The sequence below is a fragment of the Mycobacterium sp. IS-1496 genome, from assembly GCF_001499995.1.
In the GTDB taxonomy this organism is placed as follows: domain Bacteria; phylum Actinomycetota; class Actinomycetes; order Mycobacteriales; family Mycobacteriaceae; genus Mycobacterium.
The window spans coordinates 1-24,344 of record NZ_LQIU01000013.1 but is presented as its reverse complement, the minus strand read 5'-3'; the positions used below and the strand labels follow the sequence as shown (position 1 = coordinate 24,344).

At 66.5% G+C, this 24,344-nt stretch carries 24 protein-coding genes; 15 read left to right on the top strand and 9 right to left on the bottom strand.

Annotated elements, in window-relative coordinates; all coding sequences use genetic code 11:
* Positions 1-119: 119 nt before the first annotated feature.
* Both AU195_RS09520 and AU195_RS09515 read right to left on the bottom strand, forming a co-directional pair.
* Positions 120-1,454: a reverse transcriptase family protein gene (locus AU195_RS09520; RefSeq protein WP_059158826.1), complete on the bottom strand. Its 1,335-nt coding sequence runs from the start codon at positions 1,452-1,454 to the stop codon at positions 120-122.
* Complete coding sequence (locus AU195_RS09515) at positions 1,444-3,534, bottom strand: hypothetical protein (RefSeq protein ID WP_286149182.1); 2,091 nt, start codon at positions 3,532-3,534, stop codon at positions 1,444-1,446. The genes AU195_RS09520 and AU195_RS09515 overlap by 11 nt, the downstream gene beginning before the upstream one ends.
* 139 nt (positions 3,535-3,673) lie before the next feature.
* On the opposite strand from AU195_RS09515, the gene AU195_RS09510 reads away from it, so the two are divergent.
* Positions 3,674-4,411 carry a ribonuclease T2 family protein gene (locus AU195_RS09510; protein WP_286149181.1) on the top strand — a complete coding sequence of 246 codons (738 nt, stop codon included), beginning with the start codon at positions 3,674-3,676 and terminating at the stop codon, positions 4,409-4,411.
* 5 nt (positions 4,412-4,416) lie between these two features.
* On the opposite strand, the gene AU195_RS09505 is transcribed toward AU195_RS09510, so the two are convergent.
* Complete coding sequence (locus AU195_RS09505; RefSeq protein ID WP_082703007.1) at positions 4,417-5,715, bottom strand: hypothetical protein; 1,299 nt, start codon at positions 5,713-5,715, stop codon at positions 4,417-4,419.
* 233 nt (positions 5,716-5,948) lie between these two features.
* On the opposite strand from AU195_RS09505, the gene AU195_RS26360 reads away from it, so the two are divergent.
* The 3 genes from AU195_RS26360 (at position 5,949) to AU195_RS09490 (ending at position 7,832) form a co-directional block, all read left to right on the top strand.
* On the top strand, positions 5,949-6,203 hold the full coding sequence (locus tag AU195_RS26360) for an EspA/EspE family type VII secretion system effector (RefSeq protein WP_353612154.1): 255 nt from the start codon (positions 5,949-5,951) through the stop codon (positions 6,201-6,203).
* Positions 6,204-6,479: 276 nt separating this feature from the next.
* Entirely contained in the window at positions 6,480-7,196 is a 717-nt protein-coding gene (locus tag AU195_RS25670; RefSeq protein ID WP_157531092.1) for a hypothetical protein, read from the top strand.
* A gap of 330 nt (positions 7,197-7,526) precedes the next feature.
* On the top strand, positions 7,527-7,832 hold the full coding sequence (locus tag AU195_RS09490; RefSeq protein WP_157531091.1) for a hypothetical protein: 306 nt from the start codon (positions 7,527-7,529) through the stop codon (positions 7,830-7,832).
* A 459-nt stretch (positions 7,833-8,291) separates the two neighbouring features.
* On the opposite strand, the gene AU195_RS09485 is transcribed toward AU195_RS09490, so the two are convergent.
* The 4 genes from AU195_RS09485 to AU195_RS26150 form a co-directional block, all read right to left on the bottom strand.
* Positions 8,292-8,561, bottom strand: coding sequence for a transposase (locus AU195_RS09485; RefSeq protein ID WP_216636383.1), 270 nt, complete (start codon positions 8,559-8,561; stop codon positions 8,292-8,294).
* 81 nt (positions 8,562-8,642) lie between these two features.
* Positions 8,643-9,068, bottom strand: a complete 426-nt coding sequence (locus AU195_RS09480) for a hypothetical protein (protein ID WP_059158821.1) — start codon at positions 9,066-9,068, stop codon at positions 8,643-8,645.
* A 58-nt stretch (positions 9,069-9,126) separates the two neighbouring features.
* A complete protein-coding gene (locus AU195_RS09475) occupies positions 9,127-10,845 on the bottom strand; it encodes a glycohydrolase toxin TNT-related protein (protein ID WP_059158820.1) in 1,719 nt (572 codons plus the stop codon).
* A 9-nt stretch (positions 10,846-10,854) separates the two neighbouring features.
* A complete protein-coding gene (locus AU195_RS26150) occupies positions 10,855-11,121 on the bottom strand; it encodes an ESX-1 secretion-associated protein (RefSeq protein WP_286149178.1) in 267 nt (88 codons plus the stop codon).
* Between the two features lie 240 nt (positions 11,122-11,361).
* Here AU195_RS26150 and AU195_RS09470 point away from each other — a divergent pair, with 240 nt between their 5' ends.
* The 5 genes from AU195_RS09470 to AU195_RS09450 all read left to right on the top strand — a co-directional run bounded on the left by AU195_RS09470 (position 11,362) and on the right by AU195_RS09450 (position 16,500).
* The gene (locus AU195_RS09470) at positions 11,362-13,011 is read left to right on the top strand and encodes a nuclease-related domain-containing DEAD/DEAH box helicase (protein ID WP_059158819.1); all 1,650 of its coding nucleotides are present in this window, start codon (positions 11,362-11,364) and stop codon (positions 13,009-13,011) included.
* Between the two features lie 77 nt (positions 13,012-13,088).
* Positions 13,089-13,391, top strand: coding sequence for a WXG100 family type VII secretion target (locus tag AU195_RS09465; RefSeq protein ID WP_172800529.1), 303 nt, complete (start codon positions 13,089-13,091; stop codon positions 13,389-13,391).
* Positions 13,391-13,678 (top strand): WXG100 family type VII secretion target, encoded by a 288-nt coding sequence (locus AU195_RS09460; protein ID WP_059158817.1) that lies wholly within the window; start codon positions 13,391-13,393, stop codon positions 13,676-13,678. The genes AU195_RS09465 and AU195_RS09460 overlap by 1 nt, the downstream gene beginning before the upstream one ends.
* Positions 13,679-13,684: 6 nt before the next feature.
* Positions 13,685-16,231 carry a WXG100-like domain-containing protein gene (locus tag AU195_RS09455; RefSeq protein WP_059158816.1) on the top strand — a complete coding sequence of 849 codons (2,547 nt, stop codon included), beginning with the start codon at positions 13,685-13,687 and terminating at the stop codon, positions 16,229-16,231.
* Between the two features lie 5 nt (positions 16,232-16,236).
* On the top strand, positions 16,237-16,500 hold the full coding sequence (locus tag AU195_RS09450) for a hypothetical protein (RefSeq protein WP_059158815.1): 264 nt from the start codon (positions 16,237-16,239) through the stop codon (positions 16,498-16,500).
* Positions 16,501-16,704: 204 nt separating this feature from the next.
* Here the strand turns inward: AU195_RS09450 and AU195_RS09445 are convergent, their stop codons facing one another.
* Positions 16,705-18,144, bottom strand: a complete 1,440-nt coding sequence (locus AU195_RS09445; protein ID WP_059158814.1) for an ADP-ribosylglycohydrolase family protein — start codon at positions 18,142-18,144, stop codon at positions 16,705-16,707.
* 71 nt (positions 18,145-18,215) lie between these two features.
* On the opposite strand from AU195_RS09445, the gene AU195_RS09440 reads away from it, so the two are divergent.
* Positions 18,216-18,869 (top strand): NUDIX hydrolase, encoded by a 654-nt coding sequence (locus tag AU195_RS09440; RefSeq protein WP_059158813.1) that lies wholly within the window; start codon positions 18,216-18,218, stop codon positions 18,867-18,869.
* A 1-nt stretch (position 18,870) separates the two neighbouring features.
* Here AU195_RS09440 and AU195_RS09435 read toward each other — a convergent pair whose 3' ends face one another.
* Positions 18,871-19,419 (bottom strand): TetR/AcrR family transcriptional regulator, encoded by a 549-nt coding sequence (locus AU195_RS09435; RefSeq protein WP_059158812.1) that lies wholly within the window; start codon positions 19,417-19,419, stop codon positions 18,871-18,873.
* Between the two features lie 117 nt (positions 19,420-19,536).
* On the opposite strand from AU195_RS09435, the gene AU195_RS09430 reads away from it, so the two are divergent.
* From AU195_RS09430 to AU195_RS09410, 5 genes are all read left to right on the top strand, one after another.
* A complete protein-coding gene (locus AU195_RS09430) occupies positions 19,537-20,283 on the top strand; it encodes an SDR family oxidoreductase (RefSeq protein ID WP_059158811.1) in 747 nt (248 codons plus the stop codon).
* 145 nt (positions 20,284-20,428) lie between these two features.
* The gene (locus tag AU195_RS09425) at positions 20,429-21,373 is read left to right on the top strand and encodes a mechanosensitive ion channel family protein (RefSeq protein WP_059158810.1); all 945 of its coding nucleotides are present in this window, start codon (positions 20,429-20,431) and stop codon (positions 21,371-21,373) included.
* Positions 21,374-21,525: 152 nt separating this feature from the next.
* On the top strand, positions 21,526-21,759 hold the full coding sequence (locus AU195_RS09420; protein ID WP_059158809.1) for a hypothetical protein: 234 nt from the start codon (positions 21,526-21,528) through the stop codon (positions 21,757-21,759).
* A 75-nt stretch (positions 21,760-21,834) separates the two neighbouring features.
* A complete protein-coding gene (locus AU195_RS09415; protein ID WP_059158808.1) occupies positions 21,835-22,704 on the top strand; it encodes a hypothetical protein in 870 nt (289 codons plus the stop codon).
* Between the two features lie 42 nt (positions 22,705-22,746).
* Positions 22,747-24,309: an SIR2 family protein gene (locus AU195_RS09410; RefSeq protein WP_059158807.1), complete on the top strand. Its 1,563-nt coding sequence runs from the start codon at positions 22,747-22,749 to the stop codon at positions 24,307-24,309.
* Positions 24,310-24,344: the final 35 nt, after the last annotated feature.

Genomic DNA, 24,344 nt, shown 5'->3' with positions numbered 1-24,344 from the left:
GGAAAAACGCCGAAAAAGAGAGACCGAAAGCCGCAACCTCTGTGGTCTCTCGCAGTGACCGCACTCGTGCGGGTTCCGCGCCTGACTCAACCTAACCGCGCACGGACAAGTACACAAGATCACCGCGCATTCCGCAGCGCCACCAACGACACCAGCCCCATCTCCCGATACAGCACCTCCGGCGGCAGCTGCCGGAACCCCCGCACCCGCGGCGTCCCCGTCGCCGCCTGGGCGATCTTCCGCGCGATCCGGTAGTCCAGATCCTTGAGCGACCCCCGATCGGTCACCGTGTCGAGCACCGCCGACAAGCCTGCCACCGCGAACGGACTGGTGACATCCAACATCACATTCGTCGCCGCGACGAGGTGACCGGCGCGCTCCCGCACCGTCATCCCCGACAACGTCGGTGCCACGGCGTCGATCCGCGCCGCGATCCGAGCCATGAGGCGGCGCAACCGATGTGGGCCCAACGTCACCGTCCCCGCCGCCGTCACCGACATGCCCAGGCAGTCAATCCTGTCCCGCCCGCGGTACGCGGGATCAACCTCGCACGGCCGACCGTGCACCGACAGTGCCGTCCGCAACTCCTTGCTCAGCTTCCGCTTCACACCTAGTTCCGTAACCAACTCGTCGATCCGGCTGTCCACCTCATGCAGCACCGCTAGATCCACATGCGCGACCATGAAGTCGTCGTTGTACCGGGCGTAGAACACCCCGTCGATGTCCGTGATCGCCCGGTCCATCGGCACCACCGCCAGATTCCCGAGCACCGGCACCAGCGGCGTCCCCATCGCGACCCCGTTGAGACGGGTGAATTCGGTGCCGTCCTCGTCGCGCACCACCGGCCGGATCAGTGCCGTGATCAGATCCCAAGCGCGACTGCTGATTGCACCGCCAGAAGCGCCGAGCGACGCCACCTCTCGCAGGGTCTTCCACAGCGCGGCATCCGGCCCGACCGGCAGATTGTCGCCGTACTTCTCGAAATCGGACTGCAGCACGTACAGCGGCCCGCCTCTCGGCCCGACCCGCTCCCGGTGAGCACGGATGAACGCCGCGAACGCCCGCATGGCACCCACGTTCGTCACCCCCGGCAGATACGAGTACACGCCCGGCAGGCCGTAGCAGCGGGCGTTGTGCGACAACAGCTTGAACAACGCCGACCCGACGATGTGGTCGACGAACCCCGGCATGTGCGCGGCGCGGCGCTTGCCGTTGGTCTCCAGGAACCACAGATCGACCGGCTGCGGCTCGTACGTGCCGTCGGCGATGCTCGCGGCGATGGCGCGGGACAACGCCTTTCGATCGGCGGCCGCGTCGAAATACGTGACGCCGTCCGCGACGTCGTGGAACCCCATGCCCCGTTCGTTGCGCTTAGCGTAGATCCGCAGGATGGTCGACTCGTAGGTCGCCGGGTCCACCAAGCAGTCGTCGATGTCGACCGGTTCAAGCGCCACGGATGGCGACCTCCCGCTCCCACTGGCCGAGCCGCCACGCCCGCAGCGTCCGCAGCCAGCGCTGGAACTGCGCCGGCTCGGGATCTGTTGGGAGCAGGAAGATCATCCGCACCTTGTTCTCGTGGAAGATCGGCGAGAGCCAGCGCCCGGCCACCGACACCACCAACGCGTCGTCGTCGAGGCTCTTCATGGCCGCCGGCAGGATCGCCGGCACCAGATCCTCGTCGAGCGTGCGCATGGCCTGCGCGCCCGCGCGGGTGTCGAGATCCGCCACCATCCCGTCGGGAAAGATCTTGAGGAACTCCGGCGCGAGGCATTCCGGGCTCTGCGGCTCCCGCGGCATGCCCGCCATGCCTTTGAGCCACTGCGCGGTCATGATGCGCTCCAGCGCCGAACATCCGTCAGGGGCCGGCTCCCGCCAATACTGGCCACGATTGGCGGCGCCGCCGGTGGCGGTCTGCACCTCGAGATGCGGCTCGAGCGCGAGGTCCCCGCGCGTGTAGAACATCAGCGTCGTCGCCGAAAAGAACGCCAGACATCCGTTGTCCGCTAACGTCGTCCGCATGAGATCGATCGCGGCGGCCCGCTGCCGCTCCGGGATCCACTCCGGAACGGTGATCGTCCCGGCACGCACCGGCCCCGGTTCGGCGGCCAGCGCGCGGATCCAGTCGCCGAGCGGCAGCTGGGTGGGCGATGGTGGGGTGCGGTCGCGCAGGTGCTGCAGGTTGATGTGCACGATCAGCAGCGTGATCATCGCCGCGGTGAGCTCGACGAGATCCGAGGCCGGGTTCGCGTCGATCCACACCAACGCGAACAGCACCGCCGAGAACGCGATGGTGAGGTTGAGCGCGCTGAACTGCCCCTCGGCGAACAACCGGACCTGGTAGGTGCCGATGAAGCTGCGCACGATGAACAACGGCAGCAGCGCCAGCAGGAACGTGAACGGTATGCCGGGCAACACGAACAGTCCCAACACCACGGCGAGCCCCCAGAAGTACAGGGTGACCACTGGCGTGACGATCAGCAGCCGGTGGAAGAACCACACCCGGTACTCGCGCAGCGCCGGAATACGCCGCAGCCGAACGAAATCGAAGTAGAAGACCGCCGTCGCCTCGTAGGCGCCGCGCAGCAGCGGCAGCACCAGGTAGAAGAACTGGAAGGCGTCGATGTCGCGCCAGGCCTCGAACCCGGCGGTCAGGTCGAAGGACCGGGTGCTGGTGCCGTAGATCCCGGCGATCGCGAGGACGGCGATCGCGTCGAGCCGCAGGCCCAGTCCGGCCGCGGTCGCGTCGAAACCCTGCCGGACAGCGAAGCGCGGCAGCCGATCCCGCAGCGACCGCGCGGCCCGAGGTCTCGGTGAGACGCCGTTGAGGCGGTAGAGGCGGAGGGTGAAGTGGATGGTGATCCAGATCGAGAGCGCGTTGGAGGCGATGATCGCGATGACCACTGCGGCGGCGGGGTAGAAGAACACCCCGGCGCCGATGACCACGATCTGCACCGCGGTCGGGGCGAACAGTGTCCACAGCGGTCGGTAGATCCGTCGGGTGGCGAACATGCCGGAATGCAACACCCGCACCGGCATTCGGAGCGCGAGCTCGACGACGACCAGGAAGGCGTACAGCAGCCCGAGCGGATCGCCATCAGAGGGAAGCAGTGACAGCACGACCACCGCGCCGGCGACCGCCACACCCGTCGCCACGATCAGCGACAGCACCAGCCAGCTGCTGATCTCGCGCTCGACGGCGTCGCGGTCACGGGTCAGCGAGAGTCCGCGCAGGCGTTCGCGCATCACCTCGAGCAGTCCCCACCAGGCACCGCTGACAATGAGGCTGCCGACGCGCAGGATCATCACCGTGAACGCCGCGAGTCCGCCGAGGCTGGTGAGGATGATCAGGAACTCGGCGACGTGGACGACGAAGGTCGCGCCGTCGACGAGCAGCGCGTAGCGCAGGCGGTATCGGAAGTACTCGAACATCCCGCCGGTCAGCAGGCAGCCGTACAGGGACACCGTGCGGTGCTGGCGGCGGCCGGTGCGCTCGAACCAGCGGTCGATGTCGTTCACCGCGAGGTACCCGGCCACGCCCACACGTCCGCAGCACCTTTCGTCGGCGATCACGCAACGCCGGCGCATTGCTGTGAGACGCTGTTGCCGTGCAGCGCGCTGACGGCTGCCCTCCCTGGTGAAAGGGTGCACCATGCGGCGAGGCGACGTAGCCGTATTGTCGATTTCCGCGGCGCTGGCCGCGGTCGTCGTCGCCGCCGTCACCTACAGCGTCACCGCGCTCGACAAGGCGCCGAACCCGTCCGCGCTGGTGTCCGACGGCACCCCCTCCAGTTGGCTGGTGCTCACCTGGGCGCCCAGCTTCTGCACCGCCGAACCGGAGAACGCGGCGTGTGAGTCCGGGGAGGTGACCAGCACAGGTCAGACACTTCTCCTGCACGGTCTGTGGCCGCAGCCGCGCGACCGCCAGTATTGCGTTGTGCCGCAACAGTTCCACGATCGCGAGTCCGCGCTGCCGCCGGTGCAGCTGTCGAACGGAGTTCGTAGCCAACTGGGGTCGACCACCGTCAACACCACATCGCTGGTGCATCACGAGTGGTACACCCACGGCACCTGTGCGGGCGTCGCGCCGGACACGTACTTCGGCGATGCGGCCGCCTTGACCGATGAGGCGCGCACAGTCCTGGACCCGGTGCTGCGCGATGCGGCCGGCGGCCGGTTGACGCTCGCCGCCGTTCGGGCGCACGTCGACGAGGCGTTCGGTGTGGGGACGGGGGAGCGGGTGGCGTTCGGGTGTCGAACGGCGCCCGGGGAGGGGGCGACCATCGTCGAGGTGCGGCTGTCGCTACCGCCGGTCGTCGCCCTGCGCGACGACGATGGGCTTGCGCCAGTGGGAAAGCTGCTCGGCGACGCGCCGCCGATGGCGGTGCAGTGTCGGCACGGCAGCGTGCCGTGAAACTACTACTCCTCGTCCGACTGCTCGCGGGATGGTCGCTTGCCGAACAGCTTTGACCCTTCACGCGTCGTCTTCGACAGGAAGTTGCTGACCGCCGTGTAACCCTCGTTGGCAGCTCCGAGTGCTTGCGTGGCTGCGACGGAGGCCTTGTCGGCGGCGGCCTGGAGGGCCTCCTTCGGGGTGGGCGCGTTGATCTCGGACCATTCGAGAGCTTGCGCCCTGCGGGCGTGGGCGAAGCGGTCGAGATCCTCGCGCAGCTTGGGCAGGTCTCGTGTGAGGCCTTGGACGGACCAGAAGCGGAACCCGTCGATCGCCTCGGTTCTCGCGACGGCGTCGAGGACGGTCTGCGCCCGCCGGTACAGCTCTCCGTCGGCGGCCATCTGGTGGGCGAGCAACTCGCGTGCGTCGTCGAGCACCTTCTGAAGGTGTTGCGGCTCGGTCGCTTCCACGCGGGCGATGCGCAGCCGCTGCCACTGGAACAGCGACTCCTCGGCGACGACGAGCAAGCTGAGTGTTTCGCCCAGCTGCTGGTTCTCGACGGCGTTGACGACGAATTCGGCGCGATCCTGGATCGGTCGTGAGGGGTCGAAGGTCTTGAGCGTGCCGAGAGCGTGTTGTCGCAACTGCTCGACCGTCCTGTTCAGGCCCGGTCCGACGCTCGAGATCCAATCCCAGTCGGTGTCCGAGAACGATCCGTGTTTGTCCAAGTAGTTGACCATGCGCTCGATCGACAGGCGATCGCCGAGAACATCACCCGAGCGGGTGGCCTGCGCGAGGCGAAGGACTTCTTCGACCTTGCTCTCGACGCGCTGGACGGCGTCCTCCACCTCGCTGATCGCCGTCTTGAGGGCGATCTGCACGGCGAGCATCTGTGCCGACATGAGCTTGGCCGGGTTGACGTTGGTCTCGCGCCACTGCAGCTGGCTGAGGAACTTCCCGTCTTTGCCGCGCGTCATCATCCGGTTGAAACCGTGCGTCCCGGGGATCAGCCGCTCGGCATGAATCGCCTTGACGCTGTCGGGGTGAAGCTGAACGAACTTCGCGGATTGCCCGAGGATCGACGCCGCACTGGCGGCGAGGCCGGTGGCATTGCCCAGCGATGCTTTGTCGAGGCCCACGACTTGGATGGCGTATCCGGCGTTCTCGGTGAGCCGCTGCAGGTAAGACTCGACGGCCTCGGGGTCGCCGCCGACCAGGAGCCCTTCGGGCTGCGTAGACACCACCACCTCGCCAGGGGCGGGTTCGGAGGTCGCGGGTAGGTTGTCCGTCCCGTCGGATGGTGTGTTGACCTCTTCGTCTGCCATCGTGCCCTCTCGCGTGGCTCGCCAAGTCTGTGTCGCCGCCATTCGGTCGCGCTTCCAGTGTTAAGTTGCCGGTCCTCCCCGTCAGGCAAACATTCCTAGACGGATTCCGAGCTGCCGCTGCGCGCGCGATCAATGCGCGGGAGAGGAGCGCGCAGCCCATACGCTGGTCAATGTGAGCACGCTGAACGCCTTTCTGGTGACGTGGTCCGGGGCGCGCGACACGTTCGGATCAGGTGCGCCCCGGACCGGTGAGCCATTCGACCAGAGCGGCCACCTGCAGAAGCTCGAAGCGGCAACTCAGGCCGCAGCACCCGGGACTGACCTGGTCGGGCGGGGCCGCGACTGCCTATAACGTCAGGAATGCTGCGCACGCGCGCGTGCTCGAACAACTGGCGGGCCTGGATAAGCGGCTGGGCTCGCAGTCACCGAGTCGGCGAATGTGGTGTCGAACGGACGGCAGAATCTCGACGCGATCAGGAACTGGGTGATGGCCGCCGCCGAGTCCGTGCCGGCCAAGGCGGCGGGAAGCAACGCCGGGGAAAGAGACGGACGAACGGGATCGGACGATTCGGTCCGTTGACTTCCAACAGGCGCCCCCTGGGAAAGCCGAAGACCTGGCCAACCGGCGTCAGAACCAGATCGACGCGTTCCGCGAGGTCTTCGGTCGCGGCCCATCGTCAGCGACGGATTGGCAGACCGCCGCAGCCCTCGATCCGCACAGCTACGATCCCGACACCGATGGAGTACCGCCCGAGATCAGGGTGGTGAAGATCCGTCCGGTGCCCGGTCAAGGGGTCGTTCGCGTCGGCCAGTGGATCGAGCAGCGCGACGTGATCAGTGGACCGTGGAAGCGGGACTTCGGGAACACCAGACCAGCAGACCCCGATTTCGATCCGGCGAATACCAAAGTGACGACGTACGTCGACTACGAGAACGGTCTCGTCGTGATGCGACAGAACCCCTCCGTCGAGCTCAATCCCGACGGTGGACCAGGACAGGTCAAAGTCGGAATACCAGAAGCCGTGGTGCAGCAGACCTTTGACGGTGCAGTTCGCGTCCAATACGACGCCGCTAACCCGTTCGCTCCTGGTACCGCCCAGAATCCACCCTGGCCGTTGGAGAGCAATCCATGGACCGTGAATGGCGACCTCGTCTTCACGCCCACCGCCGAGGGCGTTCGAGTCGATGGGACGCGTACCGACTATCCCTCCATGGAGGTCTACCAAGATCTCCCCGACGGTTCGTCTCGGATGGTTCTCGTCGACCCGGCGATCGCCGGTAACTCGACTGGCCCGATGGTGAACCTGCCGCAGCACCACGACGTCGGGGCAGGCGGCAGCGCGTTCGCGCCGTTCGATGCCGGTAGGTGGAATCCTGACTACGACGTGCCAATCCCGCTACCTTGGACTGAATTCGGGCCTACGGAAAGCGCGCCGCACGTTCCATCAATTCCGTTGCCCCCGGGCGTGACTCCGGTTTGATCAGGCAGGCGACATGACAGCACTCGCGCGACTCAACGACGTGGACTACCGCACCTGGTCCACCGCTACTTGGTCAGCGCCCTTCATTACCCAACTTGTCCTGGCGCTCGTCATCGTGACGTCATGGCTGCTCGGTAGGTGGTTCCCTGGCACCGCTCCAGTGGTCTTGTTCGTCGTCAGCTCCGGGGCCGTCTTCCTCTTGTGTGCAGTGCTATTCACATTGCTGATCAAGCTTGCGTCATCGCGCGCGCGGGGTGTGGCGCTCAGCGTGGCAGGATCCTTCGCAGTGGTCCTCACAGGTGGTCTCGTATACGGGTTTTGGATCCTCGCATGGTGAAAGATGCTTCTGCACAACGGTTCAAGCTGACATACGGACCCATCACGTTCGTGGCGGCGGTCGTGAACACGCTCGTCGTCGAGTTCGCCGTTTGGATATTCCTGCCGTGGTTTGTACTCGCGATCTACGTCCTACCGTTGCTTCTGGTCGACCTGGTGATTGCATTGATTCTCAGGTCGCGCGTGGGCGCCTCGGGCCAAATCGGGCAGGGGATGTTGATCGGGCTGATCGCTGCCCCCGCTGCACTCGCGTTGTTCCTGCCCGGCCTCATGCTGGCTCAGGCGTCAGGACTCATCTGACGCACCCGAAGGCGTTCCGCTTATATCCGTGCTTCCTTGGCGACTCGCCGTAGATACCTCGGATAGAAGACAGGCAACGTGCGCGCGTGCGCATGAACCTCACGAGGTCGTCAGAACCCGCAACGCAACCCGTTGCCCGGCAGCTCGCGGCCGAGGCAGCCGGGTGATGTCGACGGCCAGGACCGAGCGTGCGATCGGACCGCGTCGATGGCATCGGTCTTGCCGACACCACGTCGCTGCGCGGCGGGCATCGTAACGGGCCGCGACTCGCGGCAACGAGTCGGACAGGCTTTTGATCAAGCCACCGAAGCAAGACCGGGCCGGCGCCGCCGCCCTCGGCCAGGTGGACAGATCCTGGGAAGAGCACCCTTCGCAGAGGCCAGGCGATTCACGAGTCACACTCGGCCAGGACGGCGACACCGATCCCGTCAGCCAGCACCGGGCCAGCCATGTAAAGCCTTACAGGCGATGTGCTCTCTCCAAGAACTTGATTCGCCGCCGCGCTTCGCGCAGCTCAGCCGACTCGCTGGTGCTCTTACCGGGTTTGGCGCCTTCGTCGATGTCGGCCTGGCGCATCCACTTGTGCAGGGTCTTCGGGTGCACCCCGAAATCGGTGGCGTTCTGCTCGATCGTCACCCCGTCGTCTCGATTGCGAGCGACCCGCATGACGTCGTCGCGGAACTCTCGGGGATAGGACCTGGGCACAAGGACATCCAGCCCACCCGTCACGGGCAAGCCAACTCAGATGTCACCTATCCGTGCAGCAGACCCACATGAGATTTCTGAAGACTGCTTTGCGCGTAGAGGTCACTATGAGACGCCATGTTTGACCATCTGCTCAATCTCATCGACCGGTTTCAACATCAGATGACTGAAGATCGTCGCTTGTGGCTCTGAGAGACGCGCAGTTCCGGCCTCGGACTGAAGTTCAAAGAGCCACTCATTTTCGGTGGGCAGGACAACGACATCCGCACTGCGGCCTAACTTGTACAGCTCAGGGCCGGATATCTTGGCGCCGAGTACATCACGCATCGTGGACCCCCACCGCCAGATGAGGAACTTCTCGGCGAGATCAAATGTAGAGAATCGCGCGATGTCATTGTATCGCCGTCCTCGGTCGTTAACGACGTCGATCGCCCACCAGGTGCCATCACTTCTGAGATAGAACGATTCATCATCCGAAACGAACCCGATTGCGCTGCCGTCTTCGATTGGAGAGACCGAGACGTTCGACATGCCTATTCTGCGTGACCATCGAGTCCAGTCATTCGAGAGGCGTGAGAAATCTGGCACCCTATCCACCTATTCTCTTCAGGTAGCCCGATTGACGTAGCGAGTCTACTGAAGGCTCTATACCTGGCGGTGCAATGATGCGGTACTGCGTTCCGCCTCCGGGTTGGTGAAACCAGGGCGCCGCTTGTGATTGTTCGATGCGCCATCCCGGCGGAAGCGCGGTGGGATCGTCGACGACGTACCTGAAGTACGGTTTTGCGGCGCTCTCGGGTGGCAGTGATAGTTCGGCGAAGGGGGTTCCCTCTGGAGCCAGGTATGTACCGCCTGGGTAGCCGAAGCGCCCGAGCTCGGTGCCCGCGGGCAACTCGGCATTGTCGATGACCGTGCCTGGAATCGCATAGGGCTTGCTCGGCAAGCTGTCGTCGGGGTAGATCAACCCGCCATCAGGGTTAGTGAACTCCGGGCCCGGGGGTGTTGGGTCGTAGCCGTCGAACAAGGGTGAATCTGGTGGGAGCGGCAGCGGCGGTGGCCCATCGGCGACCGGCACGTGCGTGCCGTGGTGGCCAGGAGCTTCGGGCAGCGGAGTCGAATGCTCGACCGTGCTTGGCGCACTCGGCGTGTGGATGAGCTCGTCGGGGATCGCGGCTCCGGCGCCTCGTGCCGCGAGGGCTGCTTCCCCGCCGAACACGGCGGCGGGCGCGGTGAGGGCTGTTCCGCCGGCAACCTCACCCAGGTAGTGCTCGGGATAGCTCGTCAAATGCTCGACTTCCTCGGTCAAGGAGTCGATGGGGTTGGTGACTCGTTCCCACGAGCCCTTGGCCATGTCGGTCCAGGCGCCTTTGAGGTCCTCCCATCCGTTGGCGCCGACGAGGTCCTTGATGCCTTCCTCGGTGTTGAACCAGCCGTCGGCGAAACCGTCGGCGAAGCTGGGGCGCGGTTTCGGTCCGCTCTCGGGCGGCTTGGCTGTGGGCAGTGGTTTCTGCGCTGCGGCGACGATCGCGTCGAGTTGCTGCTCGATCTGCTCTGGCAGCACGCCGTCGCGCAGCATCGTCTGCCGGGCAAGCTCTTTGAACTGCTGAACCTTCGCGGGGTCGATCGGCAGCGGTCCGGTGGCCGGGCTGTCTGCGGATTCGCCCGGCTCCGATGACGCGGGCCCGTCGCCGGATTTCCCGGTGAGCTGATTTAGCGCGTCGTCGAGACTGTTCGGTGCTGGTCTGCGCTGCTCGCCGCTCTGGGGGAGCATTAGGTCTTCGAGTGACCCTGCCGACTTCACCGCCGGCGCGGCTATCTCGCCGGCGGCGGTGATCGCCCCTGCCAGTTCGGCGTCCAATCGCTCTCCGTCGGCGAGCGCGGCGGCGATACGCCCCTGTAGCTCGGTGACTTTGGCCGCAACCTCTGCGGCGTACTCCTCGGTCATGTGACTGGTGCCGGGTGGGATCACCTGGTTGGTGGTCTCGTCGATGGACACCGCAGGCTGGGCGGCGGCGTCATCGAGGATGCGCTTGATCGTCTCGGCGAGCTCCTCGGCGTCTTGGTGGACACGTTCCATCCGGCTCGCCGCGGTGCCGAGGCTGTCGGCCACCGCGTCGTGGTCACTTGCCGTGGCCACCAACGCGGACCTGGCCGCCTGCGCGCCTTCTCCCTCCCAGGTGGACACCGTCACCAGCGAGCGATAGAAGTCGGCGGAGTCGGTGTGGTTCGCGGCCGCGTCACGCGCTGATTGGGCCAGGTCGGCGATCTCGGGAGACCACTCCTTGAGCTCCTTGAGGTTCAGCGCCATGCGGCCAACTCAGGGTGCCGAACCCGCGTTGTCGATTTTGTCGGCGCTGCCGGCATCTGTGCGCACATAGCCGTCCGCCGCCTCGCGGTGTCCTCGCGCGTGCCTGGCGAAATGCTCCTCGAACTTCGCGCCGTCGGCTTCCCACGCCGCCAACATTCCCGGCAACGCAGCGGCCGCGGAGCCCGACCCGAGAGCGGCTTTGCTCGCTCGGGCCTGTACGGCTTGGTGCCCTGCGCGGAATCCGCCGGCTTGCCCGTCGAGTTGGTCTGCGGCCATGCGTAGCTCTGTCGGATCGGTTTTCAGCGGCTCATGCGGATGCGATATCGTCCCCCCCTTTCCCCTGTTAGCCGCACACTAACACCGCTGCGGTGGCCACCGGCCCGGCAAATTGCCAAGCGCATTCGCCGGCGCCACCAGCCACGTTATTGCCTTTCAGTCACCTAGCATCCACAACGGAACTGCGCGTCACGGGGAGGTCGGCATGCTGCTCAGGTTCGAACAGGGGAGTTCGGTGCCGTGACCATCACTCCCGACGAGCATCCACGCCTCAAGAGTTCCGAGCGCAGCACCTACCAGGCGCTGATCAATCAGCTCGAGCCCAACGACCTCGTGGTGCCGGGCCAACGCGTCACCGACCACCTCAAGGACCACGAGGTCGACTTCGTCGTCGCGATCGCGGGCGCCGGCATCGTGTGCATCGAGGTCAAGGGCGGCGAGGTCTGGCACGACGGCGACGGATGGCGCCAGATCCGCGGCGGCCGCCAGTTCACCATCGAACCCGTCCGCCAGGCCCGCGAAGCCTGCTACGCGCTGCGCGACTTCATCGAGAAGGATCCCCGCTGGACCCAGGGCCGGCTCCGCTGGGATCACGTGGTCGTCCTCCCGAACACCGAACTGCCGGACGACTTCGGGCTCCCCGACTGCCCCCGCTGGAAGGTCGTGGACCGCACAGATCTGCCGAACCTCGTCGACAAGCTGCGCTATGTCCTCGTCCGCCAGGAACTGGACCGGCCGCTGCTCACCACGCAGGGCATCGACCAGCTCAACACCGCGCTGTCCGGGCGTGGCCTGCCGCAGCGTGACGTCGTCGCCCGGGCGCTGGCCAACGAGGACGCTGCCGATGCGTTGACCGATCACCAGGCGGTCATCCTCGACGCGATCCGGCTACTGAACCGTGTCGAGGTGCGCGGCGGGGCCGGCAGCGGCAAAACCTTCTTGGCGATGGAGCAGGCGCGGAGGCTGGCGCAGCGTGGTCAACGGGTGGCGCTGGTCTGTTACTCGCATGGCCTCGCGTCGTACCTTGAGCGCATCGCCGAGACCTGGCCGCGCCGCCAACGACCCGCGTACGTGGGTGAGTTTCATGCGCTCGGCGTGCAGTGGGGTGCCCCGGAGGGGCCGGATGAAGCGCTCCGCACCGAGGAGACCGTGCGGTTCTGGGAACACGACCTCCCACTCCAAATGGCCGATCTGGCAACCCAACTCGAACCCGGGCACCGCTTCGACTCGATCGTCGTCGACGAGGCACAGGATTTCGCCGACGCCTGGTGGGATCCGCTGCTCGCTGCGCTCAAGGACCCGGTCGACGGTGGCTTGTATGTGTTCACCGACGAGGGGCAGCGGGTCTTCGACCGTTTCGGCTCACCGCCGGTGCCGTTGGTGCCGTTGATCCTCGACCACAATCTGCGCAACACCCGCCAGATCGCCAACGCTTTCCAGCCGCTCGTCGACCATCCGATGCGCTATCTGGGCGGCGAGGGGCCGGCGGTCACGTTCGTGGCGTGCAAGCGTGAGGACGCGTTGGATGCGGGGGACGACCAGATCGACTTGTTGCTCGAACAGGGTTGGCGGCCTGAGGATCTCGCGCTGCTCACGACCGGTAGCCGTCATCCCGAGCAGGCCGAGCGGCAGAAGGAAGGCCACAAGGCGTACTGGGACTCGTTCTGGGACACCGACCAGGTGTTCTACGGCCATGTCTTGGGATTCAAGGGTCTCGAACGCCGGTGTGTCGTCCTCGTGGTCAATGAGACCGGCATGTTCGAACGCTCCCGCGAACGCCTCTACGTCGGGCTTTCCCGCGCCCGCGACCAACTCGTCGTCTGTGGGGACCCGGATTTCATCCGCGAGGTCGGTGGACCGGACCTGGCGCGGCGGCTGAACGTACCGTAGGGGCGTAGAAGTGGCGAAATTGCCGCACTGACGGTCGTCCCGGGTATGCCACGATGGATGCCATCCAGGGGGTGGTCATGAGTGAGCTGCAGGTTTCCGAATCCGTGGTGAGCGGAGTTGCGCAGGAGTTGCGCACAGTCGTCGACAACACACGGTCCGGCCTGAACGGTCTAGATGGCGAACTCGGAAGTCTTCTCGGGTCCGGGTGGACCGGCGAGGCGGCATCGGCATTCGGCGATGTGTGGAACCGCTGGCACGAGGGTGCGCAGAGCTTGATGAAAGGCTTGGAGACGATGGCCTCAGCGTTGGAGCAGGCCGCACAGAGCTACGGCAGCATCGATGCCAACGGCCAGGCAGCGATCGACTCGGCAGGGATGTGATGGCCGGTTTCGCCGTGGACCTGGAGGCGTTGCTCGACGGTGTGGATCGCATGTCGGCGTTTTACTCCGACCTCGAACAAGCGCTGGCGGCGGTGCGGTCATCGGTGGCGGCGCTTGGCCTCACGTGGCACGGTGACGCCGCATCGGCCCAGGAAGCCGCCCAGCAGCAATGGGATACCGGGGCGCAGCAGCTGCGTGAGGCGCTGGGGCAACTGCGCGACATCGCCGAGCAGGCGCACTCAAACTATTCGAACGCGGCCGCCACGAATCAACGCATGTGGGGCTGATGCGGCGTGGCGCCCATCGTCGTCGACCCCGATGCGCTGGCCGGAGCCGGGGAGGCAGTCACCACCGTCGGTGACGAGCTGTCGACAGCCATCGCAGCGCTGTCATCGGGCTTGGGCGGGGGCGCACCCAGTGGTCTCGATCCCTCAGGACTGGCCTTCGGGATGGCGTATCAGAAGTCTGCGCAGGCGCTCCTGGACGCCGGCGCGGCATTGGTCAATGCGTCGCGCAACGTCGGATTCGGCGTCGGCATGTCCGCGACGAACTACTCGCAGGCGAACGCGGCGTCGACGATAGGTGGTGGTACCGCGACGTTGACGGCGCCGGAGAAGCCGACTGAGTTCGCCACGCCGTCTTCCCCGCCCTCCCTGGGCGGTGGAGTGCCACCGCCGTTCCTCTGGTCGGTGCTGCAGACCTTCATCCCGGATACGTGGCCCGACGGCGATCCCGCTCGGCTGCGCGATTCGGCAGAGGCGTGGCAGACATTCGCATCAGCGATCAACGGGATCGCCGTCGGGCTGAGCGGTCCGTCGGGAGTGATTGCAGGCCAGAAGATTCCGGAAGGCGGCGCGATGACGTCGGCGATGGCGGAATTGTCACGGTCGCTTTCCGAGGTGGCGACCGAGGCGGGAAATCTCGCCACGCAGATCCGTGAGTTCGCGGACGACGTGCAAGCGACTCAAGACGCCATCCGCGATCTCTGCGATCGGGTGTCACCATCCGGGATCTTCGACGGCATCAAGGCGGTGTTCAGCGGTGACGCCCTCGAGGAGATCAAGGAGATCGCCGATGACGTCAAGGAGGTCTTGGAAAACTTCGGGCGGCAGGCCGACGGCCGCATTTCGTTGATGGAGTCGCTGATCACGGCTCTCGACGACGCGGTGGTCTCTATGCAGCAGAGTGCTCGTCGCGAGTTCACCCACTATCTCGGAGACGACGTCGGCGGAGCGCTGGCAACTGCGTTCGAGTTCCATTCCAATGTGGGCGAGGGGATCATCAAAGGTGGGTTGGAGACGGTTGTCGGTGTCCAGCAGCTCGATCCGGCCAGGTTCGCCTCCGATCCCGAGGCGGCGGGGGCGGCATGGGGCGGAGTGCTCGACACTTTGAAGTACGCCACTCCCACCGGCGTGGCCATGGATCCGTCCGGCGCACTCGACCACGGCAAGGACATGCTCGGCGGAATCGTGCACGCCGAGGACTGGCGAGCGGACCGCCCGGGCCTGGGCCTCGGCGGGGTGCTGTTCGAAGCGGGGTCGGCCGTCACTGGTGTCGGCGCGGCCAAGACGGGGCTCCGTGGAGCCGGCGCCGCGGCCGACGCCGGCGAGGCCGGCCCGGTGGTACGCGCTGCGGCGGGCGCGGCCGATGCCACCGCTCCCATTGCTGGGCATGCATCTGAGATCGCCAGCAAGCTCGAAGACCTCACCACCCTGGCCGACGACCTTTCGTCCGGCGCAGGGTCGGGCGCCAAGGGGCCGGCGCTGCCTCCGTCGCTGGCCGAGCCGGGTGTGCCGCGGATCTCGGAGGGGTCTCGGCTTCCCGAATCCGCCATGCCGCACGGACTCCCGCATTCGACGCCGGATTCTGGTGGGCCGCATCCGGCGGACCTGTCTTCGCAGCCGAGTCCTGAAGGAGGTGGCTCCCGCGCAGAGGTGCCGCCACAGGCGGTGCCAGACACCGCAGCGCCGCGTTCGGCCGAGCCGGGCTCGCCGCAGGTGTCACCCTCAACTGCCGCCTCGACGCGGGCGGTCGAGGCGCCGTCGCCGAGTGGGACGTCATTGCAGGAGCGGGTCGGGCCCGGTGCGGGCTCCCTTCACGCCGCTTTGGCGCCAGAACCCCGAGCCCCTCTGGCCTCACAGGGGGCGACTGGCGAGAATTGGGTGGACTTGGCGCCGCCGGCTTCTTCTTCCTCGCAACCCCATCCGAGTGTGCCTCACGACCCGACGCCGACGTCGAGTGACTCTTCAACTGTCAGCGGCTCAGGAGCGTCTGATGGGAGCGGTCATCATCCGGACAGCGCTGAGCCCCACCTCCGCGACGACGGTGTTCCCGACCCACCACGGTGGGATCAGAATGTGCTGTCAGAGGAAACGCGCGACGAGATACAGGCGATGGACAAAGGAACTCGTCCTGATCCGTCGGAATATCTTCCGCAGGAGTTCATCGAACATCACCTGGAGCGCTTCGATGATGGTGCCAGTCGGTTCATGACTGCAGAAGCGCTCGAAGACTATGGAATTGGGCACCGGGACGGGACAACGTTCGTCTTTCCCACTCGGGAACTCGAAACTCTTATGGAGGCCACCGGCGGCGACCGTCGCGCGTTGGAGCAAGCCCTCGGACTGCCGGACGGGTACTTCGAAACCGATGGGGTGGTGCGCGTAGACGTGCCCGAACCCAGCAACTTCGACTTGCGAATACCCTCAGGTAATGAAGCCGGTGCGAATGAGCAGTGGATTCCGGGCGGATTCCTGCCGACCGGGATACCAGAAGCGGTGATCGATGGTGCGGACGTACCTCCCGGTGATCTCACGATCACAGACATTGATGGAAGGTGACAACAGTGAAGTTCGAGAAGGCTTTCCTCTCAAAAGAAGACCGCTACTCGCTGGGCATCGAGTCTGAATCAGGTCTCCATTATCTGGCAATACCAGTTAGCAACCAGATGATCGACTATATGGAGTATTACAGGCTCAGCGACGAGGAGTATGAGGCGCTGCGCGGTGACTCAGAACAAGCGCGGGAATTCGCGGATTCGTGTCGTCGACACGAACGCGACGAGCGCCTCTTCATGCAGCCGGGCACCGACCGTGGGGTACCACGATGAAGCCGCCAAGATAACGCGTCGATAGTTGGGCCGCTCGATATCGGTACGCCTCCCGCCGGAGACTGGAGTCCGTTTGATCCTTTCTCGAGAGGCCCCGAACCCATCTGTGTGGAACGCTGACATGTCCCTCCCGTTCGATTTGAATGCCTGTAGGCTTTGACGCTCAGCAGGCGCACCCCTCACTGTCGGGATGGGTTGTGACAGTCAGCCTCTGGGTGCTGCGTGCAACCGTCGCAACGCCGCCCGGAACGCGCGGTTCGGGTGCGCACCCGGCAGCACCTCGCCGACATCGGCCAGGGCGCGATCAACGCTCACACCCTTCAGCCGTGCGCCGTACAACGCACCGATCGTTGGCGTGCGGCTGTACGCACCGACGCAGTGCACCAACACCGTTCGCCCTTCGCGCCGGAGTTCCTCGACGGCACGCACCGCCTCGAGCAGGACGAAATCAAGATGCGGGTTCTCATCCACCCGGTCGATCAACCGCACCTCGACGTGCGGCATGCCCGCAGGCACGTCCTCGTCGGCCACCCGGCACAACGACACCACCGCATCGACATCCGGCGGCAGCCGCCGCAACACCCCGATCCCGCCCAGCACCACACCGTCGTCATACGGATGCCGCGCGACGACGTCCACCGACGAACCGGGATAGGAGAAGTCGAACGAATCCGGCTCGCCCCGCCGTTGAATGCCCGACGCCAGTCCGACCAGGCCCCGCGCCGTCATGCCCGGCCACCCGTGCAGCATCGCCCGCCACTGCACCGGCACCGCCGACGCGCCGTACGCCGCCCCCAACAGGCCTCCCGCGATCGCGGCCACCGTGTCCGTGTCGTCACCCGCCCGCGCCGCCGCGTCGAGCGCCAACCGCAGATGATCGGCGCGGAACACCCCACGCGCCGGGTCATCGACCGGCACGGCCGTCGTGGCGATCGCCGACCACGCCGCCTGCAGCGCGGCCACCACCCAGCCATTGTGCGCGAACGACGACGGCCGTCCCGACTCCGCAGTATCCAGCCGCTCCTGCCACACCTTGCGGCGGCTCCAGTCGATGTGGCGCAACCCGATTCGCGCATCGAGCTGTCCGGTCAGCACCGCATGGCGGATCGCGCAGCACCACAGCACGCATCCGTCGCCGGCGTCGAGATCGAAGTGGGTGAGCTCGCTGACGGCGCGGGCGGCCTCGACCATCGCGTCCTCGTCGTCGAGGTAGGCCAGCGCCACCGGCGCGGTCCGCATCAGCGACCCGTTGCCCGCCGTGCGGCCGGTGCGCTCGTGCAGGCCGGCGGACTCCGCGCGGGTGCGCGCCGCCGTGACGGAGCCCGACCGCGCAGCGGCGCTGAGCACCGACCGAGTCTGAATGCCGACGTCCTTGGCGTGCAACGACCATCCACGCCAGCGCGCGACGATCGTGTCCTGCGCCGCCTGGTCACGCAGATCTGCGCCGGTCGCGGCGACCTCGGCGATGGCGATCGCCATCGAGGTGTCGTCGGTCCATTCGCCGGGCTCCCACACCCCGCCCCCGACCATCTCGACGGGAAGTTCCGGCCCGCGCGCCGGGCCGAACTCGTACGGCGCGCCGAGCGCGTCCCCCGCCGCCGTGGCCAGCAGCACCCCTTCGATGCGATCGTGCAAAGACGTCATGGCATCCCCCTCGGATCTCAATTTGCGCGTTTCTGCGCTAATTGAGTCTCACTGTACGCTGAGGCACCGACATGGACCGAGATTTTCGAGACGGCAGCGGGCGCGCGCTCACCGACTATCCGCGCCCGTCGGTCGCCGTGGACACCGCGGTCCTCACGCTCGACGACACGCTGGGGCTGGTGGTCCTGGAGGTGCGCCGGGCGAACGGGCCGGGCTGGGCGCTGCCCGGCACGTTCCTGCACGAGGGGGAGCGGCTCGCCGACGCCGTCGACCGGTCACTGCGGGTCAAGGCCAACGTCCGGGGTCTGGTGCCCCGCCAGCTGCAGGTGTTCGACGACCCCGCGCGCGACGACCGCGGCTGGGTGCTGTCCGTCGCGCACGTGCAGGTGGTGCGGATCGACCAACTCGACGCCCGCTTCCCGTCTGCGACGCGGCTGGTTCCGGTCGCCAAACCCGGGCGGCTGCCGTACGACCACGCCGACATCATCGTGCGGGCCGTCGAGCACATCCGCTCCCGTTACGCCGACCAGCCCGACCCCGACGGCCTGCTGGGGGAGGAGTTCACGCTGCGCGAGCTGCGGTTGGCGCACGAGGCGGTGGCCGGAAAGACGTTGCAGCGGGACAGCTTTCGTCGGGCGATGGAGCCCAAGCTGGACGCGACGGGCGTGACGACGAGCGGGTCGCGGGGGCGTCCGGCCGAGTTGTTCCGGCGCACGCAGGCGTAAGTCAGGCCGACGGCCAACCTCTCAGGGCCTGGTCTGCGACGGCGTGCAGATCGGCGCGGCCGGCTCCGCTGCGGGCCTGGATCGCGATGCCTTGGCACACGGCCGACACCCAGCGCGCCAGCAACAGGGTGTCGACGCCGGGCAATTCGCCGGCAGCCGCCGCGGCGGCGAAGCGTTCGGCGAGCCGGTGCACCGTCTCGCCGCGCCACTCGGCCAGGCCGGGCGCCTCGCCGACGGTCAGGCAGCCGTGGACGTCGCCGCTGACCGTGTCTGCGGCCCCATGCACCATCGCCTCGGCGACCTCGCGGGCCGTCGGCCGGGTCAGTGCCTCGGCGGTGTAGGCGCTGGGGCCGGCGAGGTAGCGACGAAAGGCGCGTGTGAACAGGTTCTCTTTGGACCCGAACTCGGCGTAGATGCTGCGTCGGTTGACCCCCGTTGCGGCCGTCACATCGGAGATCGACACGCCGTCGAAGCCGCGCTCCCAGAACAGCCGCATCGCCGCGTCCTCGACCTGATCGGGGTCGAACTCCCGCGGGCGTCCGACGGTCATCGCGGACCACCCTTCTTGTGATGCCGGTCACAGTGGGAATGCCGTCGCACGGCAACCGGCTTGACCTCAGCGTACTAAGTAACACACCGGTTCGTAATTACGAGGAGGCCATCGAGCATGAGCACAGCACCCCTGACAGGACGGCGAGCCCTGGTCACCGGCGGGTCACGCGGCATCGGCGCGGAGATCGTGCGGCGGCTGACCGCCGACGGCGCCGCGGTCGCCTTCACCTACGCGGCCTCCGGGACGAATGCGGAGAAACTCGTCGCCGAGGTCACCGCGGACGGTGCCACGGCGGTGGCGATTCAGGCCGACGCGGCCGATTCCGCCCAGACGGCGAGCGCCGTCGACAGGGCCGTCGCCGAACTCGGCGGCCTCGACGTCGTGGTGAACAACGTCGCCGTCGCGCACATCGCCCCGATCGACGGATATCCGGGCGAGGAATTCGACCGCCAGGTGGCCATCAACATCGGCAGCATGTTCTGGACGACCCGCAGCGCGATCAAACACCTCAGCGACGGCGCGCGCATCATCAACATCGGTAGCATCAACGCCGACCGCATTCCCGGGCCGGGACTGTCGGTCTACGGCATGACCAAGGGGGCGGTGTCGTCGTTCACCCGCGGTCTGGCCCGCGAACTCGGACCGCGCGGAATCACCGTCAACAACGTGCAGCCGGGCCCGATCGACACCGACGCGAACCCCGACAGCGGCGACTTCGCCGAAAGTCTCAAGCGCGTCACCGCGCAGGGTCGCTACGGGCACACGACCGACGTCGCCGCCTTCGTCAGCTTCCTGGCGGGCCCGGAGTCCGGATACATCACCGGCGCGAACCTGAACATCGACGGCGGTTTCACCGTCTAGAGAGGGGCGCTGGTCGCCACCGGGTGGTTTCGGTGAAAAGCGCTGCGTATCCATCGATTTGACATCTGTGTTAGTGGCTCGGTCCGAGGCAGTGACCGATGTCGCAATGTGTGTCTCGTTGGGCGTTCTGGGTACGGTCCCAGGCATGGATGTGTACAACCTCGCCTTCGAATGGACGGACACAAACAAGCACTGGCTCATCGAGGTTCCCATCCGGGTTGTCGCTTACGTCATCGTCGCTCTGATTGCCCGGTTCGTGCTGCACCGCATGATTGATCGCGCCGCCACTGGCCGGAGCAAGGCTCGGGGCGGCACCGTGGAGGCGCAGTCCAAGAAGCCGCCGCTCCTGCGTCACCTGCGCGACCGCGCCCCGTCGACGGTCACGGGTGCGAAAAGCGCTGAACGGCGCCAGCAGAGGGCGCAGACCATCGGTTCGGTGCTGAAGTCGACGGTGTCGATTGTGCTGTTGATCTGGGTCGTGCTGTCCGGTCTGAACGTGCTCGGTGTGAACATCGCGCCGTTCATCGCCTCGGCCGGCGTCGTCGGCCTCGCGATCGGTTTCGGGGCGCAGAATCTGGTGCGTGACTTCGTGACCGGCGTGTTCATGCTGCTCGAAGACCAGTACGGCGTCGGGGACACCGTCGACCTCGGTGAAGCGGTCGGTGAGGTGGAAAGCGTCGGTCTGCGGGTCACCACGGTGCGCGACATCGACGGCACGCTCTGGTATGTCCGCAACGGAGAGATCGCGCGGGTCGGCAACATGAGCCAGGACTACGCCGTCGCGCGCATCGAGATGCCTGTTGCGTTGACCGCCGATGTTGCGCAGGCCGAGAAGGTGGCGGTCGAGGCCGCCGAGGAGGCCCTCGAAGACCCCACGCTGGCCGCGAAGGTGCTGGGCAAGCCGGAGATGCTCGGGGTGCAGGAGCTGTCGCCGGACCTGCTGACGTTGCGGATGACCCTCAAGACGCGCCCGAATGCGCAGTGGTCGGTGCAGCGACGGTTGCGGCGGGAGATCCTGCGCGCCTACGACGAGAACGACATAGAACTGCCGTCTCGAGGGAGCCGGGTCTACGCGATGGCTGAGGAGTAGGGCGCCTCAGGGCAGCCCCCGAAGCCCGAGGCGGTAGCTGGGTGCTCTCCCTGCAGGCACGGGAGGGCTCACGTCTCGCAGCGCGTCGGCCGCGTAGTCCCTTTTCGAATGCGATATCGCCGGCGATATCGATTCTCGAAGCGGTCACTTCCATGCGCCGCACTTTCTTGAACCACGCGACGAAACACCTGAGGCTCACCGATTACGAGAAAGCGGTGGCGCCGGACGAGCGCATCGTCGCGCAAGCCGCGAGGTACATGCGCGCGCTCAAGTCGGCGGCCGAGGAGAAAGGCCTCGAGGGTGCACGTCTGCTGCACGCCGAGCAGGTCGGCGTCAAATGCGAGTGGCAGCTGTACCGCGTCCGGTTCGAGCTCAAGAAGCCGTAAGCACGTCGGCCCACACCCACTCACAGCGAACGCTCAACCGCTCGAATTGTCGTACCCGGCTGGAATAATGGGTAGGTGACGCAAACTTCCATCGACCGTCTGCACATCGTCGAATCGACTGACTGGCTGCTCGGCGTGATCGCGCTGCTGGAATCCCGGTCAAGGGTCCGGCCGTGGCGCTACGGCTTCGGTGAGGCTCGGCGCGGCGACCCCGTCGCGATCGTCCTGAACACCGAACCGGCGTCCATCCTGACCACCCTTGGCAGCATCGGCGCCGACGAGGGCACCGGTCGTGCGGTCGTGGACTGGACCTTCGTGGAGCCCCACGTCCTCGACTTCGCCACGCTGGTGCACGTCGTCAACTTCGGGCGGGATCCGCGCCGAGCATGGCGGCTCGAGGGCGACGACGCGGTCCGCATGGAGCTCGCGTTGTCGGAGTGCCATGACCGCGACGACCCGTCATTGCGGTTCGGCCACACCTCGGTGGTCCGCGCCCGCCTTCTGCTGCACTCACGCGGGCGATGCACCGGCTGCGATAACACCATCGACCTGGTGTCCCACGACGCCGGCGCCAATTTCCGCTTCCACACCGTCGACGAACCCGCCCGCGAGGCGCCCGAGGTGCTGATCATGGACGACCGCCACGCCTGCAGCTACCTGGAGGGCCCCATCCCCGCCAGCTGCTGGCGCCCGGAGCTGCCCGAGGACTGGCCCGGTGTGCTGTGCCGCCGCTGTCAGGACCGGATGCGCGAGGGCGGCTACACCAACCTGCTCGACTTCCGGTTCTCCCAGCACCCGAAGTGCCTCGCCTGCGGTGCCGGGCGCACCCAACGTGCGCTGTTCGGGATGTTGATGACCCGGGACATCGCACCGTGGTTGGACCCCCGCGGCTGCTGCGTCACCGACGACATCTGGACCTGCACCGAATGCACCCGCACCTGGTGAAAGCCACTCAGCGGGCAATCGGCCGGCGCTACAGTCACGTGAATGGGCCATCTCTTCGTCGCCCACGGTGACCTCACGAAATTGGCGTGCGATGCCATCTTGGTTCCCTGCGATTCGGCCGGCAACGTCAACGCGGCATGGCGTGACGTGCTGCCCGCCGGGCTGCCGGCTTCGCGGCTTGATCCGGGGTGGCTGGTTCTCCCGGACAAACCGAATGAGGGCGTCATCGACCTGCACTCCGTCGACGGCCGACCTGTGTGGGCGTTCGTCACCGTGGACATCGACCGCGACGCGACCCCGGACGAAGTGGTCGACCGCACGTGGGCGGCAGTCGAGCACGTTGCCGGGCAGATCACCGCACGCGAGGGCCGGGCCGCGTCGTTGATCGGCCTGCCGCTGCCCGGCACCGGCCACGGTGGGTTGCGCACCCGCCGCGCCGAGGTCATCAACGCTCTTTTGGAGCGTCATCGCGCGACGACTCTGGACGTCGACGTCGCGCTCGTCTGCTCCGACCGCCGTGACTTCGCTGCCGTGCAGGAGCGCAGGAGAGACGACGACTGGCGAGACCTGTCCGACGAACTCCGCAGTCACGCAGACCGATTGGGCCGGCTCGCTGCACACGGCGAACTCTCGCTGTTCCTCGGCGCAGGGGTGTCCAAACCCGTCGGCCTGCCCGACTGGTGGGAGCTGTTGAAGACTCTCGCCAAAGAGGCGGGAGCCGACGCACCGGCCGGCGACGACCCTTATCGGGCCGCGGAACCGATCATCGAGAAGCTCGGCGACGGCCGTCACCAAGCCATCCGACGACTCCTGGACAAGCAGCTCCATGGGGTCGGCCATGCACTGCTCGCGAGTATCGACGTGCGTCGCATGGTGACCACCAACTTCGACTCATGCATGGAGACGGCGCTCAAAGCGCCTGCGGGTGAGGGATTCCGGGTGCTCACCCGTCAACTCGCGGCCGGCGGATCACGCTGGCTGCTCAAGATCAACGGTGACGTCGACCAACCCGATTCCATCGTGCTGACCGAGGGTGACCTGAAGCGATACCCCGACGAACGAAAGGCGCTCGAAGGCGTCGTGCAGACCCTGCTGTTGACGAGCCACCTGTTGTTCGTCGGGTTCAGCCTGACGGACAAGAACTTCCTTGCGATGGCCGAAGCCGTCTCGAAAGTGCGTGCCAGAGCGCGAGATCGGGAGTCGTCGAAGCCCGGCACCGCGCTCGCACTCACGGCGAAAGGCTTGGAACGGGCCCAGTACAAGGACCTCGACATGCTCTCCATGGGAGCGGAGTCGTCCGAGAAGGGCGCGCGAATCCTCGAGATCTTCCTCGACCGCCTGGTGTGGGCGGCGTCGACACAGAGCGAACTTGCGACCGAGTACCTGCTCGACAAGCGTTACGCGAGTGGTCTGTCGGAGCGCGACCGGGCCCTCAGAGACCTGCTGCTCGAGATGGTGAACACCGCGACGCCAGAAGCGAGGTCGAGTAGCGGCTGGAAGCGGGTCGAGGAGTGCCTGCACAGCCTCGGCTACGCTGAGACTGCTCACAGATCGCCTTTTCGCGCGGCGGTTTCAAGCGGTGGATGCAACAGCTGGTGGGTTTGAGAGTAGTTCGTTGAGTTTCTCGGCTGGTGTTCTCC

Excerpts from the sequence above, each read along its gene's own strand:
- AU195_RS09505 (WP_082703007.1), bottom strand. The coding sequence starts at position 5,715 with ATGGCAGACGAAGAGGTCAACACACCATCCGACGGGACGGACAACCTA.
- AU195_RS09490 (WP_157531091.1), top strand. The coding sequence starts at position 7,527 with ATGGTGAAAGATGCTTCTGCACAACGGTTCAAGCTGACATACGGACCC.
- AU195_RS09480 (WP_059158821.1), bottom strand. The coding sequence starts at position 9,068 with ATGTCGAACGTCTCGGTCTCTCCAATCGAAGACGGCAGCGCAATCGGG.
- AU195_RS09475 (WP_059158820.1), bottom strand. The coding sequence starts at position 10,845 with ATGGCGCTGAACCTCAAGGAGCTCAAGGAGTGGTCTCCCGAGATCGCC.
- AU195_RS26150 (WP_286149178.1), bottom strand. The coding sequence starts at position 11,121 with ATGGCCGCAGACCAACTCGACGGGCAAGCCGGCGGATTCCGCGCAGGG.
- AU195_RS09465 (WP_172800529.1), top strand. The coding sequence starts at position 13,089 with ATGAGTGAGCTGCAGGTTTCCGAATCCGTGGTGAGCGGAGTTGCGCAG.
- AU195_RS09460 (WP_059158817.1), top strand. The coding sequence starts at position 13,391 with ATGGCCGGTTTCGCCGTGGACCTGGAGGCGTTGCTCGACGGTGTGGAT.
- AU195_RS09445 (WP_059158814.1), bottom strand. The coding sequence starts at position 18,144 with ATGACGTCTTTGCACGATCGCATCGAAGGGGTGCTGCTGGCCACGGCG.
- AU195_RS09440 (WP_059158813.1), top strand. The coding sequence starts at position 18,216 with ATGGACCGAGATTTTCGAGACGGCAGCGGGCGCGCGCTCACCGACTAT.
- AU195_RS09435 (WP_059158812.1), bottom strand. The coding sequence starts at position 19,419 with ATGACCGTCGGACGCCCGCGGGAGTTCGACCCCGATCAGGTCGAGGAC.
- AU195_RS09430 (WP_059158811.1), top strand. The coding sequence starts at position 19,537 with ATGAGCACAGCACCCCTGACAGGACGGCGAGCCCTGGTCACCGGCGGG.
- AU195_RS09425 (WP_059158810.1), top strand. The coding sequence starts at position 20,429 with ATGGATGTGTACAACCTCGCCTTCGAATGGACGGACACAAACAAGCAC.
- AU195_RS09420 (WP_059158809.1), top strand. The coding sequence starts at position 21,526 with ATGCGCCGCACTTTCTTGAACCACGCGACGAAACACCTGAGGCTCACC.
- AU195_RS09410 (WP_059158807.1), top strand. The coding sequence starts at position 22,747 with ATGGGCCATCTCTTCGTCGCCCACGGTGACCTCACGAAATTGGCGTGC.